Annotated in this window: 16 protein-coding genes and 1 pseudogene; 10 read left to right on the forward strand and 7 right to left on the reverse strand. The window is 37.2% G+C overall.

The window, feature by feature from the left end; genetic code table 11:
- Positions 1–51: 51 nt before the first annotated feature.
- Positions 52–924, reverse strand: coding sequence for a bestrophin family protein (locus tag ABR854_RS00730; RefSeq protein WP_350263430.1), 873 nt, complete (start codon positions 922–924; stop codon positions 52–54).
- Positions 925–1121: 197 nt separating this feature from the next.
- Between ABR854_RS00730 and arsN2 the strand changes: the two genes are divergently transcribed.
- From arsN2 to ABR854_RS00745, 3 genes are all read left to right on the forward strand, one after another.
- Complete coding sequence (gene arsN2 / locus ABR854_RS00735) at positions 1122–1562, forward strand: arsenic resistance N-acetyltransferase ArsN2 (RefSeq protein ID WP_350263431.1); 441 nt, start codon at positions 1122–1124, stop codon at positions 1560–1562.
- 128 nt (positions 1563–1690) lie between these two features.
- The gene (locus ABR854_RS00740; protein ID WP_350263432.1) at positions 1691–2203 is read left to right on the forward strand and encodes a SixA phosphatase family protein; all 513 of its coding nucleotides are present in this window, start codon (positions 1691–1693) and stop codon (positions 2201–2203) included.
- 178 nt (positions 2204–2381) lie between these two features.
- On the forward strand, positions 2382–2522 hold the full coding sequence (locus ABR854_RS00745; protein ID WP_350263433.1) for a hypothetical protein: 141 nt from the start codon (positions 2382–2384) through the stop codon (positions 2520–2522).
- An 18-nt stretch (positions 2523–2540) separates the two neighbouring features.
- Here the strand turns inward: ABR854_RS00745 and ABR854_RS00750 are convergent, their stop codons facing one another.
- Positions 2541–3047, reverse strand: coding sequence for a GbsR/MarR family transcriptional regulator (locus tag ABR854_RS00750; RefSeq protein WP_188771520.1), 507 nt, complete (start codon positions 3045–3047; stop codon positions 2541–2543).
- Between the two features lie 385 nt (positions 3048–3432).
- On the opposite strand from ABR854_RS00750, the gene ABR854_RS00755 reads away from it, so the two are divergent.
- Entirely contained in the window at positions 3433–4806 is a 1374-nt protein-coding gene (locus tag ABR854_RS00755) for an aminopeptidase P family protein (protein WP_350263434.1), read from the forward strand.
- A 104-nt stretch (positions 4807–4910) separates the two neighbouring features.
- Here ABR854_RS00755 and ABR854_RS00760 read toward each other — a convergent pair whose 3' ends face one another.
- Positions 4911–6149 (reverse strand): AI-2E family transporter, encoded by a 1239-nt coding sequence (locus tag ABR854_RS00760; protein ID WP_350263435.1) that lies wholly within the window; start codon positions 6147–6149, stop codon positions 4911–4913.
- Positions 6150–6247: 98 nt separating this feature from the next.
- On the reverse strand, positions 6248–7300 hold the full coding sequence (locus ABR854_RS00765) for a hypothetical protein (RefSeq protein ID WP_350263436.1): 1053 nt from the start codon (positions 7298–7300) through the stop codon (positions 6248–6250).
- 165 nt (positions 7301–7465) lie between these two features.
- Here ABR854_RS00765 and ABR854_RS00770 point away from each other — a divergent pair, with 165 nt between their 5' ends.
- The gene (locus tag ABR854_RS00770; protein WP_350263437.1) at positions 7466–9712 is read left to right on the forward strand and encodes a DUF5916 domain-containing protein; all 2247 of its coding nucleotides are present in this window, start codon (positions 7466–7468) and stop codon (positions 9710–9712) included.
- A gap of 237 nt (positions 9713–9949) precedes the next feature.
- Here ABR854_RS00770 and ABR854_RS00775 read toward each other — a convergent pair whose 3' ends face one another.
- Complete coding sequence (locus ABR854_RS00775; RefSeq protein ID WP_350263438.1) at positions 9950–11707, reverse strand: hypothetical protein; 1758 nt, start codon at positions 11705–11707, stop codon at positions 9950–9952.
- Positions 11708–11874: 167 nt separating this feature from the next.
- Here ABR854_RS00775 and ABR854_RS00780 point away from each other — a divergent pair, with 167 nt between their 5' ends.
- Together ABR854_RS00780 and ABR854_RS00785 are read left to right on the forward strand one after the other, a co-directional pair.
- The gene (locus ABR854_RS00780) at positions 11875–13665 is read left to right on the forward strand and encodes an ABC transporter ATP-binding protein (RefSeq protein ID WP_350263439.1); all 1791 of its coding nucleotides are present in this window, start codon (positions 11875–11877) and stop codon (positions 13663–13665) included.
- A 111-nt stretch (positions 13666–13776) separates the two neighbouring features.
- Complete coding sequence (locus tag ABR854_RS00785; protein WP_350263440.1) at positions 13777–14721, forward strand: hypothetical protein; 945 nt, start codon at positions 13777–13779, stop codon at positions 14719–14721.
- Positions 14722–14775: 54 nt separating this feature from the next.
- On the opposite strand, the pseudogene ABR854_RS00790 reads toward ABR854_RS00785, so the two are convergent.
- Positions 14776–16868, reverse strand: a pseudogene (locus tag ABR854_RS00790) (prolyl oligopeptidase family serine peptidase).
- Positions 16869–17039: 171 nt separating this feature from the next.
- Here ABR854_RS00790 and fdhD point away from each other — a divergent pair.
- A complete protein-coding gene (fdhD, locus tag ABR854_RS00795) occupies positions 17040–17879 on the forward strand; it encodes a formate dehydrogenase accessory sulfurtransferase FdhD (RefSeq protein ID WP_350263441.1) in 840 nt (279 codons plus the stop codon).
- 127 nt (positions 17880–18006) lie between these two features.
- Positions 18007–20292 carry an FdhF/YdeP family oxidoreductase gene (locus ABR854_RS00800; RefSeq protein WP_350263442.1) on the forward strand — a complete coding sequence of 762 codons (2286 nt, stop codon included), beginning with the start codon at positions 18007–18009 and terminating at the stop codon, positions 20290–20292.
- Between the two features lie 51 nt (positions 20293–20343).
- Here the strand turns inward: ABR854_RS00800 and glmS are convergent, their stop codons facing one another.
- Positions 20344–22182, reverse strand: coding sequence for a glutamine--fructose-6-phosphate transaminase (isomerizing) (glmS, locus tag ABR854_RS00805; protein WP_350263443.1), 1839 nt, complete (start codon positions 22180–22182; stop codon positions 20344–20346).
- 444 nt (positions 22183–22626) lie between these two features.
- On the opposite strand from glmS, the gene aceB reads away from it, so the two are divergent.
- The gene (gene aceB / locus ABR854_RS00810) at positions 22627–24234 is read left to right on the forward strand and encodes a malate synthase A (RefSeq protein ID WP_350263444.1); all 1608 of its coding nucleotides are present in this window, start codon (positions 22627–22629) and stop codon (positions 24232–24234) included.
- Positions 24235–24264: the final 30 nt, after the last annotated feature.

A 24264-nucleotide genomic window follows, 5' to 3' on the forward strand; every position in this document is an offset into this window, starting at 1 on the left:
TAAACGATAGGTTGCGAGGAATGTTATGACGTATATTCTTACAACAATAAATTAATTTCTGAAAATCTCTTCTAAATTAACTTTTACATTTTTCACGATACTATCAAGCTGTAAATCATTGTTATCGGTGCCAAATGGGTCTTCTATTTCCTCGGCAATCATTTCTATACCTGCAAAAGCATAAAATACCAATGTTACGATAGGTGCTGCCCAATATTTAAACTCCAATACAAAGCCCAAAGGCATCGTGAAAACATACAAAAATATCATTTTTTTGATAAATATATTGTATGATGATGGAATCGGCGTATTTCTAATTCGCTCACAAGCCCCCAAATTATCGGTAAATGAACTCAATTCGTTGTTTAAAATTAATAACTGCTCGGCATTGATGATACCCGATTTATACAAACGATTGATTTCCAAATAAATAGCTTGTCCGATTCTATTAGGAGTGTGTTTATAATCTACGTAAAAAGCCTCATCATAGTTGCTTACGTACTCCAAATGTTTATGGTTTACATTTCCACGAAGATGGTCTTTTACGGCATGGATATAATTTCCAATTAAAACCCTGAAAATTTCTCGATTTTCAGGACCTTTGGGCAGTATAGCATTGAGTTTTAAGGCAAGATTTCGAGAATTATTCGTGAAACTTCCCCAAATTTTGCGTCCTTCCCACCAACGGTCATAAGAGCTATTAGTTCGAAAAACCAATAACAACGAAAGCACAAAACCCACTAAAGAGTGAATAGCTAATGGATTTTTGAGAGGCATAAAATGCAAAACCTCATTTTCGAGATAAGAAACAAAAAATGTATAAACCATTACGCCAGCCATTGCGGGTAAAAGTTTACGAAAAGTGTCGGCCTTGTGGAAATAGAAAATGAGTTTCCACCAATCTTTCGGATTATAACTAAACATCTGGCTTTGGAAAAGTGCTTTTAGTTGGTTTTTATTTGTTTTTAAGCAACAAAGATAAAGTTTTTATAATTTCTTTTGATAGATAAAATATTCATTGCATAATTGTGAAATCTAACACCGTTCGCTTTGTGTAACATAAATAAAATAGTTATGTTGAAACAGCGATTTGGCATAATTTGACTGAATAAAATTATAGAATGACTATCGAATTCGGAAAAACGCCACCCGAAAAGCTTTCAGAAGTAATGGCATTACTTACGTTAGCAAATTTACCAGTAAATGATATTGGTGAAAATGTAGAATTGTTTGCCTTAGAAACAAATGAACAAATAATAGCTACGGCAGGTTTGGAAATAAATGGTCTGATTGGACTTCTACGTTCGGTTAGTGTACTTGATTCTCAAAAAGGGAAAGGTTTTGGGCTTTTGATTGTTAGTAATTTAGAAAAATATGCCAAAAATCAAGGCATAAAAGAACTTTATTTACTAACAACAACCGCCAAAGAATTTTTTGAGAAAAAGCTCAACTACAAAGTTATTGAACGAACCGATGCTCCAACCGAAATTCAGAACAGTAAACAATTTACTTCGGTTTGTCCATCATCGGCAGTTATTATGAAAAAAGTTATACAATCCTAATAGTCAATAGTTTAATTTTGAAGAGAGAATATTTCTCAGCAGATTCATTTATTATTCAATAAAATTTCAGCAAAAATTAAGTTTATTTTCAGCAATGCTTGTATATTCGTGCCAAAACCATCGAAAATATGATTAAAACCCTCTACGTAATTCGTCATGCCACTGCTGAAGATGGTGGAAACTCTCCGATGTTTCGTGATTTTGACAGAGATTTAACCTCAACTGGTATCATTGAGTCGGCACGAATGGGGAAGTTTTTGGCTTCAAAAGGTATTAAATTCGACCTTATCGTAAGTAGTGCAGCCGAACGAGCCAAAGCTACCGCCAAGATTTTTGCCGAACAACTTCACTACGATGCTGATGCTATTGTTATTGACGATACGATTTATGGAGGTGGCCCTCGTAGTTATTTATCGGCCGTAAATCAATTAGATGAGTCGGTGAATGTAGTTGCAATTTTTGGTCATAATCCAGATGTTACGTTTTTTTCTGAATACCTTACTCGTGCTGATGTTGGTGGCTCAATGGATAAAGCAGGGGTGATTATCTTAGAATTTGAAGACATCAAATGGGCAGAAGTATCAAGCAAAATGGCTAAGTTTTTGGGGTATCATACTCCACAAACTATCAGTCATTCATAAATTTGTAAAAACTCTTTTGGGCGATTAATCGTTATGTTAGAGTTTAGAAAATAGTATTTATTATGTCACAAAATAACTCTACCAATCGGAATCGAAGCTTATTCCGAATCATTTTTCTCATATTTTTGGCAATAGTCTTATATTTTTTATATGATTTGTCTCGCCAAACTACTGCACCGTGGAAAAAGAAAAAGAATATAGAAAGGTCATTTTAGAAGGGCGTATTCAAATACGCCCTTTTTTATGGACAAAAAAAAGCAGTAATGCTCTATCTATGAGAAAATTACTGCTTGACCCCAAAAACTCCAAAAAACCATGACTCCGAGAAGTCATGTCACTATTTATTAAAAATTTTTATAAAATTGTTTATCAACCAATTTTCATCTGATTTTAGTAAAGATGTCATGGTGTTATCGGCAAATACCGAAACCTTGCTTATATCGTTTACTATTTTCAGAAATTCTTCTTTCTCGGCAGTGTCAGGTTGTATGCCTTCTTTAATATCCTCCATTGCCTCGATTAGTGGTCCGATTTCTCGGCGTCGTCGCTCTTTAGCAATTTGCTTAGCAACTTTCCAAATGTCCTTCTCTGCTATGAAATACTCCTTGCGTTCGCCAGGAAGGAGTTGTTTGTAAATCAATCCCCAATCCATCAAATCTCTGAGGTTCATGTTCACATTTCCTCTTGAAATTTGCAAATCGGCCATGATTTCATCAGCATTCATAGATTTAGACGAAAGCAAAAGCAATGCGTGTATCTGAGCCATCGTGCGGTTTATACCCCACTGCGTGGCCAGCGTACCCCATGTATGGATAAACTTGTCTTTTGCTTCTTTTAATTCCATTACTGACATCTTTGTTTTTAGACTTTTATATTTTAGCACGTAAGCTTTTGTACCCCAAAGTAAAATAACCTTTTTGAATTTTCAAAATATTCTGAAAGTTTTTTTATTTTTATTTTCTCGAACTTATTGAGTGGCATCAAAAGTTAACTCTTTGATTGATAGTTATTTAGAGTATAAACACCTACTTATCAATGTGTTTTGTTTCACTTTGTATGTGAATGATTCTTATTGAAAAAGATAAAGAAAACTTAAAAATGTTATAAAAAAGTTTTCGATGAGGAAAAATAAAAAGCCTGTTTTTTGTTGGATTGAATAATTACTGAGCTTTTATAATGACAAATTGACTATCTTTTCTTTATTTCGTGGTATAAAAAATCAACAAATTATGTTTTCTGTACAGACCTACACCGAGCGTCGTAACGCACTCAAAAAAGCAGTTGGAAGTGGCCTAATTCTGATAATGGGCAATGAAGAAGCTCCCATGAATTACCACGATAATACCTATCGTTTTCGTCAAGATAGTAATTTCTTATATTTTTTTGGTATCAGCCATGCAGGGCTTGCTGCTATTATTGATGTAGATTCGGGCGAAGAAATTATCTTCGGACATGAATTTACGATGGACGATATTATTTGGGTAGGTCCACAACCAACATTGGCCGAGCAAGCTCGAATGGTGGGAGTGTATCGTACGGAAGAACCTTCAAAGTTGCCAGAAAGACTTAAAAAAGCACAAAAAGTGCATTTTACGCCACCTTATCGATTCGATAATATGATTCGTATGAGCGAGTGGCTAAATATTCCGACTGCACAATTGAAAGAAAAAGCATCGGTTGAGCTGATAAAAGGAATTGTGGCTTTGCGTTCGATAAAGACCGAAGAAGAAATTGTACAGATGGAAGATGCCGTAAACATCACTCGTGAAATGCACATTACGGCCATGCAACTAACGGCGGCTGGCAAAAAAGAATACGAAATTGCCGCAGCTATTCATGCCAAAGCTCGTGAAGGTGGTGGAGATTTGGCGTATCCAATTATTTTTTCAATAAATGGGCAAACGCTGCACAATCATTATCACGGCAATACCATGACCGAAGGGCGTTTGGTTATCAATGATTCGGGTGCAGAAAACACGATGTTTTATGCAGGAGATATTACTCGTACGATTCCAGTCAGTAAACGCTTCACCGAAAAACAAAAAGAGATTTATAATTTGGTGTTGAAGATGGAAACGGAGTCGATTGCGGCCCTCCGACCAAATATTCAGTACCGAGAAATTCATCTTTCAGCCAATAGAATTATGCTCGAAGGCATGAAAGAGCTGGGCTTTTTGAACGGTGATGTAGAAGAAATGCTCGCTTTAGGCGTTCAAGGACTTTTCATGCCACACGGTTTAGGCCATGCAATCGGTCTTGATGTACATGATATGGAAGATTTGGGCGAAAAATACGTCGGCTACCGTGATGGTCTGGAGCGAAGCACGCAACTGGGGCTAAAATCGCTTCGTTTGGCTAAAGAATTGGAAGTGGGTTTTGTGTTGACGGTTGAGCCTGGGATTTATTTTATTCCAGAATTGATTGATAAATGGAAAGCTGAAAATAAGTTTACTGATTTTGTAAACTATTCAAAATTAGATAGTTACAGAGATTTTGGCGGAATCAGAATCGAAGATAATTGCTTGATTACCGAAACTGGTAGCAAAACGCTTGGCAAGCCAATTCCGAAAACAGTGGAGGATGTTGAGGCTTTGCGAGGATAGTAGAAGACTAAAAGAGATATATTTTGGTCTTGACTATGACTAATAATTAGAGCCGTTGTGTACTTGCAGCGGCTCTAATCTTTTAATAACAACTATTCATTCTTTCATTTGTCAATTACAGACGTGTCGTTCTTCTCTCCGATAAAGTGGTCAAAAGCTATTTCCTGACTAATTACGCTTTTTTCAGCAGCTTCGGGACTACCAAAATCGTTTAACGAAAAATCTTCGTTCATTTGAGTGCCCAGAATCATACCCCACGGCTTGAGGTCTTGGATTCTATCAAAAATTATTTTCAGAATTGCCACAAATGGAATCGACAAAAACATTCCTGAAACGCCCCACAATGCCCCACCAAGCAACACAACAATGATAGAAATAAAGGCGTTGACCTCAACTTTTGAAGAAACCACCTTTGGCACAATGACATTATTATCTAAAAACTGAATAATGGTATAAGCTATGATGATATACAAAGCGGTGGAATAACCGCCATCGCCAGTTACGAGCGACATAGCCACAGGCATTGCAATAGCAATTAAACCACCGATGTATGGAATAATGTTTATGATAGCACCAACTACACCAATCAATATTGCATATTCTACACCCAAAAGTAATAGAGCTGCTGAATTTAAACCTGCTACAATTAGCATTTCAATTAATAAACCTTGAATATAGCTTTGAATAGCTGATTTTGTTTCGGTGAGTACTTCCGATACCTTTGATTCGTGTTCGGTATCAAAAACTTCGTAGAAAAAATTGATAAATAAGGGTTTGTAGTAGAGAATTAAATAAACGTAAATAGGCAAAAGCACTACAATTCCTATAATTCCTGCAATTGTCGAGACGGTTTGGCCAATGTAGGCTTTACTACTTTCGAGAGCTTCTGTTATCATCTTCATTTGTTTGCTCAATGATATATTGCAGCAATCGCTTACCCAAATTTGAATATCATGTAAGAGTTGATTTCCTTTTTGCATAAATTCTGGAGCGAGTTCACTAAAACTACTCATTTGACTTGCCAAAAAAGCAATAAGACCGCCAAATAGAACAAATGCTAAAAGAATTGACAGTATAATAGAAATCTCTCGTTTTACTTTTAATTCATTTAGCTTATTTACCAAAGGATTCAATAAAATTGCCAAAAGACCTGCGTAGCAAACTGGTGCTAAAGTATCTTTTAGTATGAAAAGTATGTAAAATAGCAGATATAAGCCCAAAAGAACCATTGGAGCTTTTATGTAAAAAGGGAAGCTGCTTTTATTGGCTTTTGTGTAAGTTGTGAGTTGTGGAGACACTTCTGATTGTTTGTTTGTGAATCCTTTGAATATGCGTGCTAACATTATGATAGTGAATTTTGGATGCTTTGAAACAAAAAAGAATATCTCCAGCTAAGAAGATATTCTCTTACACTAAAAATTCGTGCCAGCACTTTTGGGTATCAATCTACCCAATCAGCAATGAAAAGATTGGTATCACGAGTGCCACCATTGTTGCGGTTTGAACTGAAAATCAATTTTTTGCCATCATAGCTAAACATCGGAAAGGCATTGAAATTGCTTTCGGTTGTAATTTTTTGAAGGTTTGTGCCATCAGCATTTATCATATACAACTGAAAATCATAGCCACGTTGTGAGTGATGATTCGAAGCAAAAATGATTTTATCGCCTTTCGGTGTAAAATACGGAGCCCAGTTGGCTTTTCCCAGTTTAGTGATTTGTTTCATGTCAGAGCCATCTACATTACAAGTAAAAATCTCCATGTTGGTTGGGGCAACCAAGTTTTTCTTTAAGTTTTCTTTGTACTCAGTTTTTTCTTCTTCGCTCGAAAAACGTGACGCACGGAAAACCAATTTTTTGCTATCAGGCGAGAAAAAAGCTCCGCCATCGTAGCCCAATTCGTGGGTGATTTGCTTTACATTTTTTCCATCAATATCCATGATGTATAAGTCCAAATCGCCATTGCGAGTGCTTGTAAATACAATCTTTTTTCCATCGGGCGAAACCGTTGCTTCGGCATCATAGCCTGGGGTATTTGTCAAACGTCTTTTTACTTTACCTTTTAAATCGGCTACGTAAATATCAAAACTATCATAAATTGCCCAAAGGTATTTTTTTCCCATATCTGGCACTGGCGGGCAGGCGTGTCCACCACCTTCGTGGGTGCTTCCGTATAAGATTTCTTTGCCATTGGGCATAAAAAAACTACAAGTGGTGCGGCCAAAACTTGTGCTGATAAAGTCTGGTCGAACTTTTGGGTCTTTCAAGCCTTTTTCTACATCCATATAGAAAATTTGGTCGCACGAAAGTCCCCAAGCTGGGTTATCTGATTGAAAACTAATGTACTTGCTATCTCGACTAAAATAGGCCTCAGCATTATTACCGCCAAAAGTGAGTTGACGAACGTTTTTGAGGTGTTTTTCGTCGGGTGCTTGTGCGAACACAAGGCTTGAGAAAAATAGAAAGATTAATGTACTAAATGAAGTATGTTTCATAAAGAATAGTTGAAATTGTATTTTATTTAGCAAAGGTATGACAGAATAAGTTTTTTATAAAAAATAATTAATAATGGCTCAAAAAACTCTAAAATAAATCAAAAATAGGCAAAAAAAGGCTTAGAAAAGTGTATTTTTGTAGCTTATTTTTAAGCCCCTGTTATTATGAATAGACTTCTCCTATTGTTTATCTCATTTTTATTTTTTCTTCAAACTCAGGCTCAACAAACCTCAACAGTAAGATTTATTACTGAAAAAATTAAACTTGATGGCGTTCTTGATGAGCAAGCTTGGCAAAATGCCGAGCAACTACCTGCATTTTGGCAATTTTTTCCTAAAGACAGTGTAAAAGCGAAGTATCAAACCGAAATCATGTTGGCTTATGATGACAAGAATGTATATATCGGAGCAAAATTATATTCGCCAGGAAATAATTATGTAACGCCTTCATTTCGCCGAGATTTTAGGGCAGGAGGAAACGATAACGTAAGTTTTTTGTTTGATACATTCAATGATAAAACCAATAGTTTTTTATTTGGTATGAATCCGTTCGGGGTCATGCGTGAAGCTTTGCTCTACAATGGTGGCACTGCCAATGAGTATTTCAATATGTATTGGGATAATAAATGGAGTGCTATCTCGAAAATGTATGATGGCTATTGGATTTGCGAATTAGCGATTCCACTTTCCACTTTAAGATTCAAAGAAGGTAGCACACAGTGGAATTTTAAGGCATATAGGTTTGATACGCAATCGAATGAACAATCGACGTTGATGCGAATTCCACAGAATCAAATTATCATGAATTTGGGTTACTCGATGCCTATTGTATTTGAGAAACCGCTCAAAAAGGCGGGAGCCAGCATATCGTTGATACCGTATGTTTCGGCCAGTACAACCCAAGATTTTGAACATCCAGAAAATCCTGCTGCTGGAAATAAACTTAATTTTGGAGGAGATGCAAAAGTAGCTGTTACGTCAGGATTAAACCTTGACCTAACATTTAACCCAGATTTTTCAAATGTTGAAGCCGACCGTCAAGTCATTAATCTTACTCGTTTTGATGTTAATTTTCCCGAACAACGCCAGTTTTTCTTGGAAAACTCTGATTTATTTACAGGTTTTGGTGGCTATAACACTAATCCGTTTGTGCCACCAGCGGGTGTTTTGGGTGGAAGTGCTGCTGGAAATCAGATTGTGAGTCCATTTTTTTCGAGGCAAATCGGTATAGGCATAGATACAGTGACCAACCTAAGTGTTCAAAACAGAATAACTTACGGAGCAAGAATCAGTGGTAAAATTGATGATAATTGGCGAGTAGGAGTGCTGAACACACAAACTGCCGCCGATGCTTTTAAAGGAATTGCGAGCATGAATTACTCAGTAGCTGCTTTGCAACGCAAGGTTTTTGGTCGCTCAAATATTGCGGCTATTTTTGTAAACAAAGAAGTATTAGGAAAAGAACTCAGCAAAGGTGTAAATGCGTATAACCGAGTGGCTGGTTTGGAATATAATCTGGCCTCGAAAGATAACCGGTGGAACGGTAAAGTTTTCTATCACCAAATTTTTAGTCCGATTGATATAAATGAGAAATTTGCTCACGGTTTTATGCTCAATTATAGTGTTAGAAAATTAATTGCTAAATGGTCGCACGATTGGGTAGGAAAAGGCTTTGATGCTGAAGTGGGATTCGTACCTCGCAAAAATTTCTTTCATATAAATCCAACAATTGGTTTTAATATTTTTCCAAAGTCGAAGACATTTAATCGCATAAGTTATGGGGTGGCTTATGACCAATTTAGCCAACCAGGTTTGGGAGTAACTGACCGCCAAGCTGGGCCATTTTTGTTGTTGGGCTTCGCAAATTCATCAAACCTCTTGATGACATTGAATCAAAATTATACCTATTTATTTAATGATTTTGATGCTCTGAGAAGTAACCGTACAATGCCTTCATTAAAAAAGGGTACAAGTTATACTTACTATAATTTTTCGGCAAATTATGTTTCTGATTTGAGGAAGAAACTTTCGATGAATATTCAGCCGCTCATTGGGCAATATTATGATGGAAATATTGTAAGCGTGGTTGGAACTGCCTCTTATCGTTTTCAACCTTACGGTTTTGTAGCTATTAATTTTAGTTATAATAACATCAACCTTTCGACTGGTAAAAATCAAGTGTATTTGGTTGGGCCGAAGGTGGATTTAACATTTTCAAAGAGCGTTTTCTGGACAAGCTATGTGCAGTATAATAGCCAATTCAAGAATGTAAACGTCAATTCTCGTCTCCAATGGCGTTTTGCTCCAGTATCTGATTTCTTCTTGGTTTATACCGATAATTATAATTCAGAAACATGGATGCCGAAAAACCGTGCAATTTTAGCCAAAGTAACTTATTGGTTGAATCTTTGATTTTTGGTTACTGGTATATTGGTGAATTAGTTACTGGGAAATTAGTTATCGGAGAAGTAAAATAGAAAAGTATTCATTGCCGTCTGCTTTAGCTGACGGGTAAATTGAATAATAAAGCATATTAGGCTTTAGCCAAACTATCTAAAAATGTTTGGGCTAAAGCCATTTTGTATTCATCTCAGTATCCGTCAGTTGAAACTGACGGCAATGAATTTTGTTGCTCAGATGACATTATAATTATGATAATGTTATCTTATGCTGAAAAGGTACAATACCTGTCAGGAAAACGTGCATGCCTTCGGTGCGGAGGCTTCCAAAATGTGAGGTGTACATTTCTCCTTCAAGGCCACGAAGTTTCGAGTGTTTGAAAATTCCTTCGCCAAATTTGATGCTATCTTTCCCGAATTTATATTCACCCGTGCCACTTTCGAGGGTATAATTATCGGCATCATCAAGTTTTTTTAAGCCAACAAATTCGCCTCCTTCTTTGAAGCAAAACTCAATGGTTACTTTTACGCCATCGGCACCTTTTACCGCAAAATTCAGTTCAGCACCGCCATTTTTTTCTTCAACACTTATGATGGTTTCTATATTCTTGACATTACTTTTCGGGCGATTCTCGAAGTCCATTTTATTCCAAAATCTACCATCTGTACTCGGCGAATGTTGATAATTACCGTCAGCACGCTTAAATTCATCTGTAAGTGGTTGATAATAAGGAGCTTCGATTTTTTGACTAAGAATATAGCGATTCCCGTCTTTCTTCAAACCATCACTTCTGAAATAACCCGTACTAAAAAAGTCGGTCGAGAAACGCATGTATTTCAGAATGGCCTCACCTTTACGGAAACTAAAGAAGTTTGGACTCGTCGAGCGACCCGATGCAATAATGGTCGGTTTATCCGTTCCCCCAAAAATTGTCATGGTCGTGTCTTTTCGGCGAATTCGAGCTAAACTGGTTGTCTTGAAAAACTGCTCAAAATTGGTGTTTAGCTCAGCAGGCTTTGGCAAAGGCATACGTAAATCTGCATCATCGGTCAAGAACGCCAATAAATCGGGCATGTTTTTCTCTTCAAAACCCTTCATTTGCTCAATTTGCTTACTGATAGCTGCAAATTCTGCATCATTATCATGAATGGCCATGTGGCGATAATCTAAGTAAAAAGGAAGAGCATTCATGCCAATAAATTGGTCTTGACGTCTCGAATCATTCGTGACCATCTCACCATTTGGCTCCATGTAATAATAACTCATTCGGAGGTTTTTTCGTACATACTCATATAATTTTGGGCGTTTTAGCAATCGTGCCATTGTAATTAGGCAATTATCAGTCACTTCTCCATAAATCATGCTTCGTTCGAGGTAATGGCCATCGGCATCAATAAAAATATATTCCGAAAGCCATTCGTCTATTCTTCTCACATATTTTTTATCGGGATACAAATCATTGATACGAGCCAAAGCTGCCGAAATTACCCAACGGTGGTTAGGTGTATGCACGCCACCTGTTCGCATGGCTTCACCTGCTTCCAAAATAAAGTCTTTCAATAAGTCCTTTACGTTGTTCAACGCAGGAATTGATAATTTTCGGAGAATACTATCGGCTACACAAAGAGGTTCTAAGATAAAGGCCGTGTCGGGTGGCGAAGCCAAATTACCGAGGTCGAGCGTTCCATCCACTTTCTGATATTTAATCAGAAACTTCAAAATGCGAGTCATGGCAGGTATCAACTCGGCCTTTTGGTAATAGCGTGAAGTTGGCTCTGCCATTGCTGCCGAAAGATTGGCAAAGTCGAAACCTAATCGACGACGAATTTCAGTGATTTCAACTTCAAAGGTTTTTAGCAGTTTTTCAACTTCCTGATTATTGGCCTTTACAACATTTTGTAAGAAAGTATCGGAGTCTTCTGCCCAAGAAAAATAAGGCGAGAACGTAAGCATAGAGCCAATTCCGAGGCATTGTTTAAGAAATGTTTGTCGAGTAATGTTTGACATACTTAGGGTTAAATTTTAGGCTGTAAAAGTATAAGCAAGTGCGTGGGCTTTCAAATGATTTGATGCTCAAAAATGGTACTTTTTAAAACTAATGCTTTTTGTGCAGGCGAATTTGCAGTAAATTGAGCCGAAAATACCAAAATACAGAAATCAGACCACGAAAAGCTATGGCAGCTCAGCACTCAAAAAATCCATACATATCTCTATTACAAACCGCATGGAAATACGCCAAGCACGAACGCAAAAGGTATTTGTTGATTTATGCGATGTTTGCGGTTGCTAATGTGGTGTTTTCATTGAATCCGATTCTATTTGGGTGGTTTATTGATAAAATTCAGCATGATTTTCAGCACACAATCAAATACACGATTTGGTATGCCGTAGGGTATCTTGGCTTAAAGCTTTTGGAGTGGGCTTTTCATGGGCCAGCTCGAATCATGGAGCGGCAGTTAGCGTTTAATTTGAGCCGAAATTTCTTGCAAGAAATGTATCATCAAGCACTTCATTTACCCGTAAAATGGCACCAAGACCACCACAGTGGCTCAACTATCAACCGAATCCGCAAGGCTTATGAAGCACTTAAAAATTTCTTTCAAAATGGGTTTATGTTTCTGCATGCACTCTCGAAATTCGTGTTTTCGTTTGGAGCAATGCTCTATTTTTCGCCACTTTTTGGCGGAATCGGCATTTTGATTGGTATTTTTACGGTTTGGGTAATTTTTAAGTTCGATAAACCTTTCATCAAAACCCTCGACGAAGTAAACGAAAAAGAGCATACGATTTCTTCAACACTTTTCGATAGTCTTTCTAATATCATTACGGTTATTACGCTGCGTTTGGAAAAAAGCATGGAGTCGGGTTTGATGGCAAAAGTGAAAGATTTGTTTCCGCCATTTCGCAAAAATGTGGCAATAAACGAATGGAAATGGTTTACGGCCGAAATGTTGGTGGGACTAACGTACGTGGTCATTACGCTCGGTTATGTGTATCAAAACTATGAGCCAAATAAGGTTTTTTATGTGGGTGGTTTGGTGACACTTTTGGGTTTTGTGAATCAGTTTACGAGTGTTTTTCATGATGTGGCTTGGCAATATACCGAAATTGTGCAGTACAATACCGATGTACAAACGGCTCGCTCAATCAATGAAGATTATGCCAATAATCATCGACCTGAAACTGCTGAAACTTTACCTGAGAATTGGAAGCAAATCAAGATTGAAAATCTGAGTTTCTCGCACCGAGATTTGTATGATGAAGGCCACTCCCCGCAAAGCTTACACGATATTTCGATAAAAATTGAGCGAGGGAAAAAGATTGCTTTTATCGGTGAAAGTGGTAGTGGAAAAAGTACGCTACTCGCCTTATTACGAGGGCTTTATGAATCGGAAGCAAATTTGAAATTTGAGGTAGATGGAAAATCGTATCAGATGGCTACACTCAATGAAACCGTGACGCTTTTTCCGCAAGAACCAGAGATTTTTGAAAATTCGATTCGCTATAATATTACACTTGGTCTGCCATTTGAAGAAACCGATGTTTGGAAAGTTTGTGAAGAAGCCTATTTTGCAGATACTGCCAAAAATTTACCAAATGGTTTAGAATCAAGCATTCAAGAAAAGGGTGTGAATCTTTCAGGTGGACAAAAACAGCGTTTGGCTTTGGCTCGTGGAATCTTGGCCGCTCAAACCAGTGAAGTGGTGCTGATGGATGAACCAACCAGCAGCGTTGACCCTAAAACCGAGGCACTGATTTATGAACAGTTGTTTGAAACATTTGCCGAAAAAGCGGTTATTTCTTCGCTTCACCGCCTGCATTTATTGCGATACTTCGATTATGTCTATGTATTGAGTCAAGGAAAAATTGTGGCCGAAGGTACTTTTGAGGCTTTGAAAACTACAAATCAAATTTTTCAAGAACTTTGGAAACATCAGGAAGTGGAAGGTGGGAATGTAAAGTAAGATTCATCCCCCTTTTTGTCCCAATATCATCGAAAAAAGTCTTTTGGCTTAAATCAGTTTCAGTAAATCGGTTTTTTATTCAAGATTTGCTGACTAATTAAACCGAAAAACATGATACCAGATTCACTCAATGTCGAATTATTAAACATTAGTCAGAAACTTGAAAATAGGAAACAGATTGCTCAGAAACTACAAGAAGCAAGGCGAATTCAAACAAGCGAGCAGCATAAACTTGAAGCCACAAAACGCAGAATGCACGAAGAGTTTCAGGATGTAAAAGACCTCGAAACACTCACTTTAAAATCTATTTGGTACGATTTATTGAATAAGAAATTTACTGAACTGGAGCGTGAGCAAGTCGAGTATTATCAAGCGAAAATACAATTTGAAAGTCAACAAAATAAATTTGATAGCCTTTCACTTGAAATAAAGTCTTACGAAGCACAACTGCTTGATTTTGAAACGATTAAGGTTCAATACGAAGGTCTTATTCAAGAAAAAGTAACGTTATTAAAAGAAAATAATCATCCGAAATTGTTAGATATTTTTAGCAAACAAGATGAATTAGTAAAAATAGATGCTTATATAAAAGAGATTCAAGAGGCGATTTTGGCGGCTGAAAAGGTGTTAAGCGTGATTCCGAAAGTAATTGATGATTTAAAAGATGCAAAAGGTTATGCTACTTGGGATATGGTCGGTGGTGGAACAATGGCTACTTATCTGAAGCGTCAAAAAATGCACAAAGCTAAGTTGGGAATTATTGAAATAAATTATGCTCTTGATAAGCTCAGAAGAGAACTCAAAGACCTTAAACCTGATTTGTTTCCCGCCGAAATAAAGTTTAACACCTCTTGGGAATTTGCTGATTATTTCTTCGATAATATTTTCGTAGATATGGAAATAAGAGAGCGAATTTTGGAGGCCTATAATTCTACATTATCGCTTTTTAACTCAATAACCTTATTGAAAGAAAGGGTGTTGGCTGAAAAAAATATTCAACAGCTTTTATATCAAGCCACAGAAAGCGATTTTAGAAAACTGGTCGAGCAGGTTTGATATATTTTAGAAAAATCTGTGCGAAACTCAATCAGCTTCGCACAGATTTTAATATCAAAACTTCGGAACAAAACCCATATTCCACCAAATAAAGGCATAAATATCAGCAGTCGATTCGAGGTTTTTCTTGGTATTACTCGCTCCGTGACCAGAGTTTGTATCAATTTTTATCAATAAAGGATTTTTGCCGCTTGCTGCACCGAGTTCTTGCAAAGTAGCTGCATATTTGAATGAGTGTGCAGGCACAACTCTGTCATCGTGGTCGGCCGTTGTAATAAGCGTTGCAGGATAATTAATGCCCGATTTTATATTATGAATCGGAGAATAACCGTACAAAGTTTTAAATTCTTCGGCATTATCTGACGAACCATAATCGGCAATCCAATTCCAACCAATTGTAAATTTCTGGAAACGTAGCATATCCATCACACCCACTTGCGGAATGGCCACTTTAGCTAAATCTGGGCGTTGATTCATCACTGCTCCAACCAAAAGCCCACCATTTGAGCCACCACGAATCGCCAAATGAGCATTATTGCAATATTTTTGGGCAATCAAATATTCTCCTGCCGCAATAAAATCATCAAAAACGTTCTGTTTTTTGAGTTTCATACCTTGCTCGTGCCATTTTTCTCCATATTCGCACCACCACGCAAGTTTGCTGAAGCATAAACACCACCTTGTTCTAAAAATGGAATCAAAGTTGGACTAAAACTTGGATTCAAATTTATATTAAAACCACCATATCCATAAAGTAAAGTTGGATTTTGTCCGTTGAGTTTTAAGCCTTTTTTATAGACAATAAACATCGGAATTTTTGTGCCATCTTTACTCGTATAAAAAACTTGTTTTGTTTCAAAATCAGTTGCTTTAAAATCGACTTCTGGTGAGCGGAATACTGTGCTTTTCTTTGTAGCAATATCGTATCTGAAAATAGTAGGAGGGTAGTTGAAAGTGCTGAATGTATAAAACACAAATTTATCATCAGCTTCGCCACCAAAGCCACCTGCCGAACCGAGAGATGGTAATTGCACCTCATTTTCGAGCTTTCCGTTCAAATCATATACATACGCACGAGTTGTCACATCTTTCAAATAAGTAGCAAACATTTTTCCGCCCGCTGTTCCTACGCCTTGTAATGGTTCTGGTTTTTCGGGTAAAACTGTACTCCATTTCCCCGTTGCGATGTCATATTTTTCGACTTTTTCATTGGGTGCATCTTTGTTGGTTTGAATTAAAAAAGACTGTCCAACATTATCAATTACTCCAAAACTAAAATTCGTAATTTCTGAAACAATCGGCTTAAATTCCTTTTCGCCTGCTGCTCTAAAATAAAGTGCGTTTCCATCTTTTCCTTTGCCACGGTCGCTGATGCTCAAGAATGCAAATTTTTGGTCTTCGCTCGTATAAACGCCATTGAATCGTTGTGGATTTGCTTTGTCTTCAAAGACCAATTCGTCGGCATCTTGGCTTGTTCCAACTTTATGAAAAAATACTTGATGATTTTCGTTTTTCGCCGCTAACGCACTACCTTCGGGTTTCGGATAACGGCTGTAATAAAAGCCATTTCCTTGCCACGAAATTCCCGAAACTTTCACCCATTCGAGCTTTTCGCTGAGATTTTGCTTTGTGGCCATATCCATGATTACAATATCTTGCCAGTCAGAACCACCTTTCGATAAAGCCATTGCACCGTATTTCCCATCTTTCGACAGCACAAATTGAACCAAACGAGTAGTGCCGTCGGTTGAAAGTTTGTTTGGGTCAATTACTAATTCTGGAGTTCTATCTAAGCCTTTTTGGCGATAAAGTACCGACTGATTTTGAAGACCATCGTTTTTATAAAAATAGAACCATTCACCTTTGCGTGAAGGTGACGAATATTTTGGGTAGTTGTAGATTTTCTCCAACCTTTTCATTATATCGCCACGATACGGAATCTGCTCGAAATATTTGGTTGTAACGGTATTTTGTTGTTTCACCCATTCGGCAGTTTCGGCCGAACGGTCATCTTCGAGCCAACGGTACGGGTCGGCAACGGTCGTGCCATGATAAGTGTCGGTGTGGTCGATTTTCTTTGTTACTGGATAATTGTACTGAGCCATTGCTAAACTGGGGAACAAGAGAGAAATAAGAATTTTTTTCATAGTTTTTTAGGTTGGTCCGACGGCACGCCTGACCGTATTTGTTATTGATGAATAAATTGTAAGACAAGTTTCTAACTTGTCAAAGATAGAGTATTGGCATTTTAATGAACAAACAACTATCAATCAAAGAAGTTTTACTAATTTGGTCGAATCAATAAAACCTACAAACAAATGTACGGAATAAAATCTTTTGAAATAAAGAAAATTGGGGCGAAAAGTGTGGGAAAAATACCTGATTTGGTGGTTATCGAAGAGCCGCTGGAGATGCGTTTGGGTTTTGGAAGTGCAGAAGATAGGCAGCAAAAAAGCATTTCTGTAACGATGCGAACTCCAACGGGACATGATTTTGAACTGGCTTTAGGTTTTTTGTTTACTGAAGGAATAGTTGCTAAGTTAGATGATATATTGAGTATTCGATATTGTGTAGATGCGGGCCGACAAGCACAAGAGAACATCGTAAGGGTTGAGTTAAAGCCAAGTATTGAAGTAGATTTAAGTAAAGTTGAACGGAATTTTTATGCAACTTCAAGCTGTGGAGTTTGTGGCAAAGCATCTATTGAGAGTATCCAGCAATATTGCAAAATACTGACAAACGATGACCTTAAAGTACCAGCTACCTACATTCAGTCATTACTAAACATTCTAAAAGAAAAACAAGTATTTTTCAAGCACACAGGCGGACTTCATGCGGCATTATTAGTCAGTCTATCAAATGCTAAATTAGGTATTCTCAGAGAAGATATTGGTCGTCATAATGCACTTGATAAAGTCATTGGTTCAGCATTTCAAGCTAATCTTTTACCCTTGAAGGATAGTATTTTAGCTATGAGTAGTCGAGCGAGTTTTGAAATTATACAAAAAGCTGCCTCAGCACACATTCCGATTGTTGCTTGTGTAGGTGCACCATCAAGTTTAGCCATCGAAACGGCACGAGATTTTGGTATTACACTGATTGGATTTTTGAGAAATGATGGATTTAATGTTTATTCTCATGACAACCGAATTGAATAATTTTATCATAACGGAATTTATCCCGTTTCACTAAAAAAATGTCCTTTGTTCCTTTAGCCATTGAATTTATTAAATGAACTACCATAGAAGTAGATTTTTTCATTATGTTTGAAAAACGCAAAATATTATGTCGAAAATAAACCCTCAACCACCCACCGATTTTACAGGACTCGAAACAACAAAACCTGCTACCGAAGCTGCTGGTTTTACAGCAGTATTTTCATCAATGAAGCATGTTTTTGGGGTAATGCCCGCCAGACGAGGTTTAAAATCTTTATTGAATCTCAATCAAAAAGGTGGAGTTGATTGTCCAAGTTGTGCATGGCCTGATCCTGACGGCGAACGCTCTAAAATAGCCGAATATTGCGAAAACGGTGCAAAAGCCATTGCCGAAGAAGCAACTACTCGAAAAGTAACTCCAGTTTTTTTTCAAAAATATTCGGTTGCTGAACTTTCTCAAAAATCAGATTATTGGCTTGGTCAGCAAGGGCGTTTGACGCATCCTTTGGTTTTGCGGGAAGGTCAAACACATTACGAGAAAATTTCTTGGGAAGAATCCTTCAAACTCATTGGTAGTCAGTTAAATAGCTTGCCTTCGCCGGATGAAGCCATTTTCTATACTTCGGGACGAACGAGCAATGAAGCAGCCTTTTTATACCAGCTTTTTATCCGAATGTATGGCACAAATAATATGCCCGATTGCTCAAATATGTGCCACGAATCAAGTGGTTCGGCTTTGAGTGAAACTTTGGGTTTGGGTAAAGGTTCGGTAAGATTAGATGATTTCGAGAAAGCAGAAGTGATTATGATTCTTGGACAAAACCCAGGCACAAATCACCCTCGTATGCTTTCTGCTCTCGAAAAAGCCAAACGTGCAGGAGCAAAAATCATCTCAGTCAATCCACTAATTGAAGCAGGTTTACTAAAATTCAAACATCCACAAGAAATGCGTGATGTGTTTTTTGGTGGCGAAAAACTGACAGATATTTACCTGCAAATCAGAATCAATGGCGATTTAGCTCTGCTTAAAGCTATAAATAAACTTTTACTTGAAGCTGAACGAAAATTAGGAAATGTTTTTGATAAAGACTTCATTATTAACCAAACCGAAAACTACGAGAATTATGTAAAAAGCCTTGAAAATGAAAATTTAGAACAACTTTCAGAAGCTTGCGGAATTAGTTTAGAAGATATTAGGGCTGCCACACAACTGCTCATTGACCATAAAAAAATCATTGTTTGCTGGGCAATGGGACTTACGCAGCACAAAAATTCGGTCGTTACGATTCGAGAAGTTGTGAATATTTTATTACTTAAAGGAAGCATCGGAATTGAAGGTGGAGGTACTTGCCCTGTACGTGGACATTCAAACGTTCAAGGTGATCGCACGATGGGAATTTATGAAAAACCACCAAAAGTTTTACTCGATAATCTACAAAAGGTCTTTGGTTTTGAACCTCCACGCAAACATGGTTTCGATACGGTGGAAGCAATCAAGGCAATGTCAGATAAAAAAGCAAAAGTTTTTATTGGGATGGGGGGAAATTTCCTTTCAGCCACACCCGATACCGAATTTACGGCAAAGGCCTTACAGAATTGCGATTTAACTGTTCATATTTCAACAAAACTTAATCGAAGTCATTTAATTCATGGAAAAACTGCCTTGATTTTACCAACTTTGGGTCGTACTGACCTTGATTTACAAGCAGGTGGTGAGCAATTCGTGACTGTTGAAGATTCGATGGGAGTTGTGCATAGTAGTACAGGAGTTTTAAAACCAATTTCAGAACATTTATTATCAGAACCAGCCATTGTTGCAGGAATCGCAAAAGCGACTTTAAAAAACACAAATCTTGAGTGGGATAAACTCGTAGCGGATTACGATAATATCAGAGATTTGATTGAAAAGACAATCTCAGGCTTTGAAAAATACAATCAAAGAGTACGTCAAGATGGTGGTTTTTATTTGCCAAACCTTCCTCGTGAAAGAAAATTTGGTACTGATTCAGCAAAAGCGAAGTTTTCAATCAATGAACTGGAAACGATTCAATTGATTGATAATGAGTATCTTATGATGACGATTCGTAGTCACGACCAGTTTAACACAACCATTTATGGCTTAGATGACCGCTACCGAGGAATCTACAATGAACGAAGAATCGTAATGATGAATGAAGCCGATATGGTAGAAGCAAAATTAGAAAAATACCAAGTAGTAAACCTTCATAATAATCATGGTGGAGTAGAGCGAGTAGCTGAAAAATTTATAGTAGTACCATATAATATTCCAAGAAAATGTGTAGCCACCTACTTCCCAGAAGCCAATGTTTTAGTGCCGATTGATAGCTTTGCCGACATTAGTAAAACCCCAACTTCAAAATCGGTGGTGATCACAATAAAAGCAATTTCTTGAACAAACGCAGATATTTATCATAAAAATCATAAATATCTGCGTTCAAATATTTTATTCGACAGTAACCGATTTGGCCAAATTACGAGGTTGGTCAACGTTTCTGCCACGCATTACGGCAATGTAATATGAAATCAATTGTAGAGGAATTGAAGTCAATAACGGCGAAAGTAACTCATTTGTACGAGGAACTTCAATCGTAAAATCAACCATGTTCGGAATTTGTGTATCTCCTTCCGTTACAATCGCAATCACTCTACCTTTACGAGCCTTTACTTCTTGAATATTCGATACAATTTTCTCATAAGAACTATCTTTGATTGCAATAAATACCACAGGCATATCTTCATCAATCAAAGCAATTGGTCCGTGTTTCATTTCTGCAGCAGGATAACCTTCGGCGTGTATATATGAAATCTCTTTTAATTTCAATGCACCTTCCAACGCAACTGGGAAATTCAAACCACGACCTAAGAATATAAAGTTAGAAGCAAAAGTGAAGAGTTTGGCAATATCTTTTACTTTATCAGCATTTTTCAAAATCTTCTCAACTTTTGTAGGAATTGCATCTAAACCAAAAATTAATTCACGGTATAATTCATTATTTATTGTGCCTTTTTTCTGAGCAACTGCAATAGCGATTAATGAAAGAACCGTTACTTGTGCCGTAAATGCCTTCGTACTTGCCACCCCAATTTCAGGGCCAGCATGAGTATAAACGCCAGCATGAGTAATGCGTGCAATTGACGAACCTACTACGTTACAAACGCCCAAAATAATTGCACCTTTCGATTTTGCCAGTTCTAATGCTGCCATTGTATCTGCTGTTTCACCAGATTGTGAAATCGCAATTACAATATCACCTTCTTTGATGATGGGATTTCTGTAACGGAATTCTGAAGCATATTCAACTTCAACATTGATTCGAGCCAATTCTTCCAATAAATATTCTCCAACCAAGCCAGCGTGCCACGACGTTCCACAAGCTACAATTACAATGCGTTTTGTTTTAGCAATTTTATCGAGATAACTCCCCAATCCACCTAAAAGTAGGGTTGCATCTTCTGGATTGATACGTCCACGCATTGAATCAGCAATCGAACGAGGTTGTTCAAAAATCTCTTTTAGCATGAAATGCTCATAGCCACCTTTTTCAATAGCTTCGAGTTCTAACTCAACTGTTTGAATATAAGGGTCAATTTCTTCGTTCGATAAATTCTTGACAGTCAGCTCATTATCTTTTACGATTGCTATCTCATAATCATCTAAATAGATTACCTCTTTGGTGTATTCAATGATTGGAGTAGCATCTGATGCGAAAAAATATTCATCGTCGCCCACACCAATTACCAACGGACTACCTTTACGAGCCGCAATTAATTGAGTAGGGTTTTCAGCATCCATAATCACAATGGCATAAGCTCCAACAACTTCATGCAAGGCGATTCTGACAGCTTCTTCGAGCGAACAGTTTTTATTTTTCTGAATGTCTTCCACAAAGTTTACCAAAACTTCCGTATCAGTTTGGCTCTGGAAAGTATATCCTTTATTTAAAAGGCTTTGTTTAATAGAAGCATAGTTTTCTATAATTCCATTATGGATAATTGCAAAACGTCCACTATTTGAATAATGCGGGTGTGCATTGACATCATTTGGTTCACCATGCGTAGCCCAACGAGTGTGGCCGATTCCTATTTTAGCAAGTAATTCTTTATCTTTTATCTCATTTTCGAGTTCCGAAACTTTGCCTTTTTTCTTGTAAACTTTTAATCCATGACCATTCAAAAGAGCAATACCTGCACTGTCATACCCACGATATTCTAATCTTTTGAGACCTTTGATAATGAGCGGGGCGGCTTCACGATTACCCACATAAGCTACAATTCCACACATGTTTTATTCGATTATTGGTTATTTTTTGTTAAAACTTAAACGCTTGTGAGATTTATAGAAAAAGCAATATTTAATCTAAGTAAAATCTCAAAAAGTGTTATTTTTTAGATACTTGTTCAAATGTATATAAAAAACATAACATAAAAATAAGGTCATATAGACAATCTTTTTTTGAGATTAGACTTCAAAAATTATTTCAGTTAATTCTGTTTTTTCTTATAAAAATTTAAGAATTGGCATTAAATGAAAATTTATTTTTTCAATAAAATAGCTATATATGTTAAAATGAAATAGTTTTATGTTATTAAAAACAGAATTTATATAACTAATTAATGAATATTTAGCGAATATTAATTAATAGCGAATATTCGCTTGTTTATTAATATTCGCTTTTGTAGTTTTGAATCATCAAACACTTCATCAACAATTAACCTTTTTAATGATATGCAAGCCAACACAGACACCGAACTTGATTATGTTTTGCTTGGAGAAATTAAGCCACAGTACGAGCAAATTCTTACCCCTGAAGCTATTGATTTTGTAGTGAATCTTCATCAACGTTTTAATTGGAGGCGTGAAGATTTATTGAGAGAACGCCAAGAACGTCAGCACCGAATTGATGCTGGCGAAATGCCAACTTTCTTGAATGCCACAAAACACATTCGTGAGTCTGACTGGCAGGTAAATGCGATCCCTGCCGATTTACAAAATCGAAGAGTTGAAATAACCGGCCCTGTTGACCGCCGCATGATTATCAATGCTCTGAATTCGGGAGCAAAAGTTTTCATGGCAGATTTTGAGGATGCAAACTCGCCAACATGGGATAATTGCATCGAAGGACAATTGAATCTACGTGCGGCCATTCGTCGAGAAATTGATTTTGAAGCCGAAAATGGGAAAAAGTATGCTTTAAAAGATAAAGTTGCCGTTCTGAAAGTTCGTCCAAGAGGTTGGCATTTGATCGAAAAGCATTTGGAAATCAATGGCGAACCAATTTCTGCATCTATTTTCGACTTTGGTCTATATTTTTTTCATAATGCAAAAGAATTGATTAGTAGGGGAAGTGGCCCATATTTCTATCTACCGAAACTCGAAAATCATCTGGAGGCTCGTTTGTGGGATGATATTTTTGTGGCCGCTCAAGAATCGCTCGAAATTCCAGTTGGAACAATCAAAGCTACTGTCTTGATTGAAACAATTCTGGCCGCTTTCGAGATGGACGAAATAATCTATGAACTTCGCCGACATTTGGCGGGTTTGAACGCTGGCCGTTGGGATTATATTTTCAGTGTCATTAAAAAATTCAGAAATCATTCCGATTTTATCTTACCTGATCGTGCCGATGTGACAATGAGAGTACCATTTATGCGTGCATATACTCAACTTTTGGTTAAGACTTGTCACCGTCGTGCCGCTCATGCTATAGGAGGAATGGCTGCTTTTATTCCCAATCGAAGAGATGAAAAAATCAATTCAATGGCTTTTGAGCGAGTAACAGCCGATAAAGAATTGGAGGTAAATAATGGCTTCGACGGAACTTGGGTGGCTCATCCCGATTTAGTTCCAGTCGCAAAAACTGCTTTTGAGAAGCATTTAGGCGTAAAACCACATCAAAAAGAAGTAATGCGAGAGGATGTGAATATAACGGCTCACGATTTATTGGATGTAAGAATTGATAATGCAACAATCACTGAGCATGGTTTACGAACCAATATCAACGTTGGTATTCTCTACATAGAATCTTGGTTGCGTGGCATAGGAGCAGCAGCGATTCATAATTTAATGGAAGATGCTGCAACTGCTGAAATTTCGAGAGCTCAAATTTGGCAATGGCTCAAACACCGAGTTAAAACCCAAGAAGGAGAAGTCATCGAGCCTAATTATTATCATCAAATTTTGGTAGAAGAAGTAGAAAAAATCAAGAAAATGGCCGAAAAAGATCAAATTCCAGAAGGACAATATAAAAAAGCTGCCGAACTATTCAATACGCTCGTAATGAAACGCCAATTTAGTGATTTTTTAACTCTGGGTGCTTATAAAGAATTAGAGTAGGAAAGGAGCAAGGTGCTAAAAATACTAAAC

The organism is Emticicia sp. W12TSBA100-4, assembly GCF_040253585.1.
Taxonomy (GTDB): domain Bacteria; phylum Bacteroidota; class Bacteroidia; order Cytophagales; family Spirosomataceae; genus Emticicia.

Excerpts from the sequence above, each read along its gene's own strand:
- ABR854_RS00730 (WP_350263430.1), bottom strand. The coding sequence starts at position 924 with ATGTTTAGTTATAATCCGAAAGATTGGTGGAAACTCATTTTCTATTTC.
- arsN2 (WP_350263431.1), top strand. The coding sequence starts at position 1,122 with ATGACTATCGAATTCGGAAAAACGCCACCCGAAAAGCTTTCAGAAGTA.
- ABR854_RS00740 (WP_350263432.1), top strand. The coding sequence starts at position 1,691 with ATGATTAAAACCCTCTACGTAATTCGTCATGCCACTGCTGAAGATGGT.
- ABR854_RS00750 (WP_188771520.1), bottom strand. The coding sequence starts at position 3,047 with ATGGAATTAAAAGAAGCAAAAGACAAGTTTATCCATACATGGGGTACG.
- ABR854_RS00755 (WP_350263434.1), top strand. The coding sequence starts at position 3,433 with ATGTTTTCTGTACAGACCTACACCGAGCGTCGTAACGCACTCAAAAAA.
- ABR854_RS00760 (WP_350263435.1), bottom strand. The coding sequence starts at position 6,149 with ATGTTAGCACGCATATTCAAAGGATTCACAAACAAACAATCAGAAGTG.
- ABR854_RS00765 (WP_350263436.1), bottom strand. The coding sequence starts at position 7,300 with ATGAAACATACTTCATTTAGTACATTAATCTTTCTATTTTTCTCAAGC.
- ABR854_RS00770 (WP_350263437.1), top strand. The coding sequence starts at position 7,466 with ATGAATAGACTTCTCCTATTGTTTATCTCATTTTTATTTTTTCTTCAA.
- ABR854_RS00775 (WP_350263438.1), bottom strand. The coding sequence starts at position 11,707 with ATGTCAAACATTACTCGACAAACATTTCTTAAACAATGCCTCGGAATT.
- ABR854_RS00780 (WP_350263439.1), top strand. The coding sequence starts at position 11,875 with ATGGCAGCTCAGCACTCAAAAAATCCATACATATCTCTATTACAAACC.
- ABR854_RS00785 (WP_350263440.1), top strand. The coding sequence starts at position 13,777 with ATGATACCAGATTCACTCAATGTCGAATTATTAAACATTAGTCAGAAA.
- fdhD (WP_350263441.1), top strand. The coding sequence starts at position 17,040 with ATGTACGGAATAAAATCTTTTGAAATAAAGAAAATTGGGGCGAAAAGT.
- ABR854_RS00800 (WP_350263442.1), top strand. The coding sequence starts at position 18,007 with ATGTCGAAAATAAACCCTCAACCACCCACCGATTTTACAGGACTCGAA.
- glmS (WP_350263443.1), bottom strand. The coding sequence starts at position 22,182 with ATGTGTGGAATTGTAGCTTATGTGGGTAATCGTGAAGCCGCCCCGCTC.
- aceB (WP_350263444.1), top strand. The coding sequence starts at position 22,627 with ATGCAAGCCAACACAGACACCGAACTTGATTATGTTTTGCTTGGAGAA.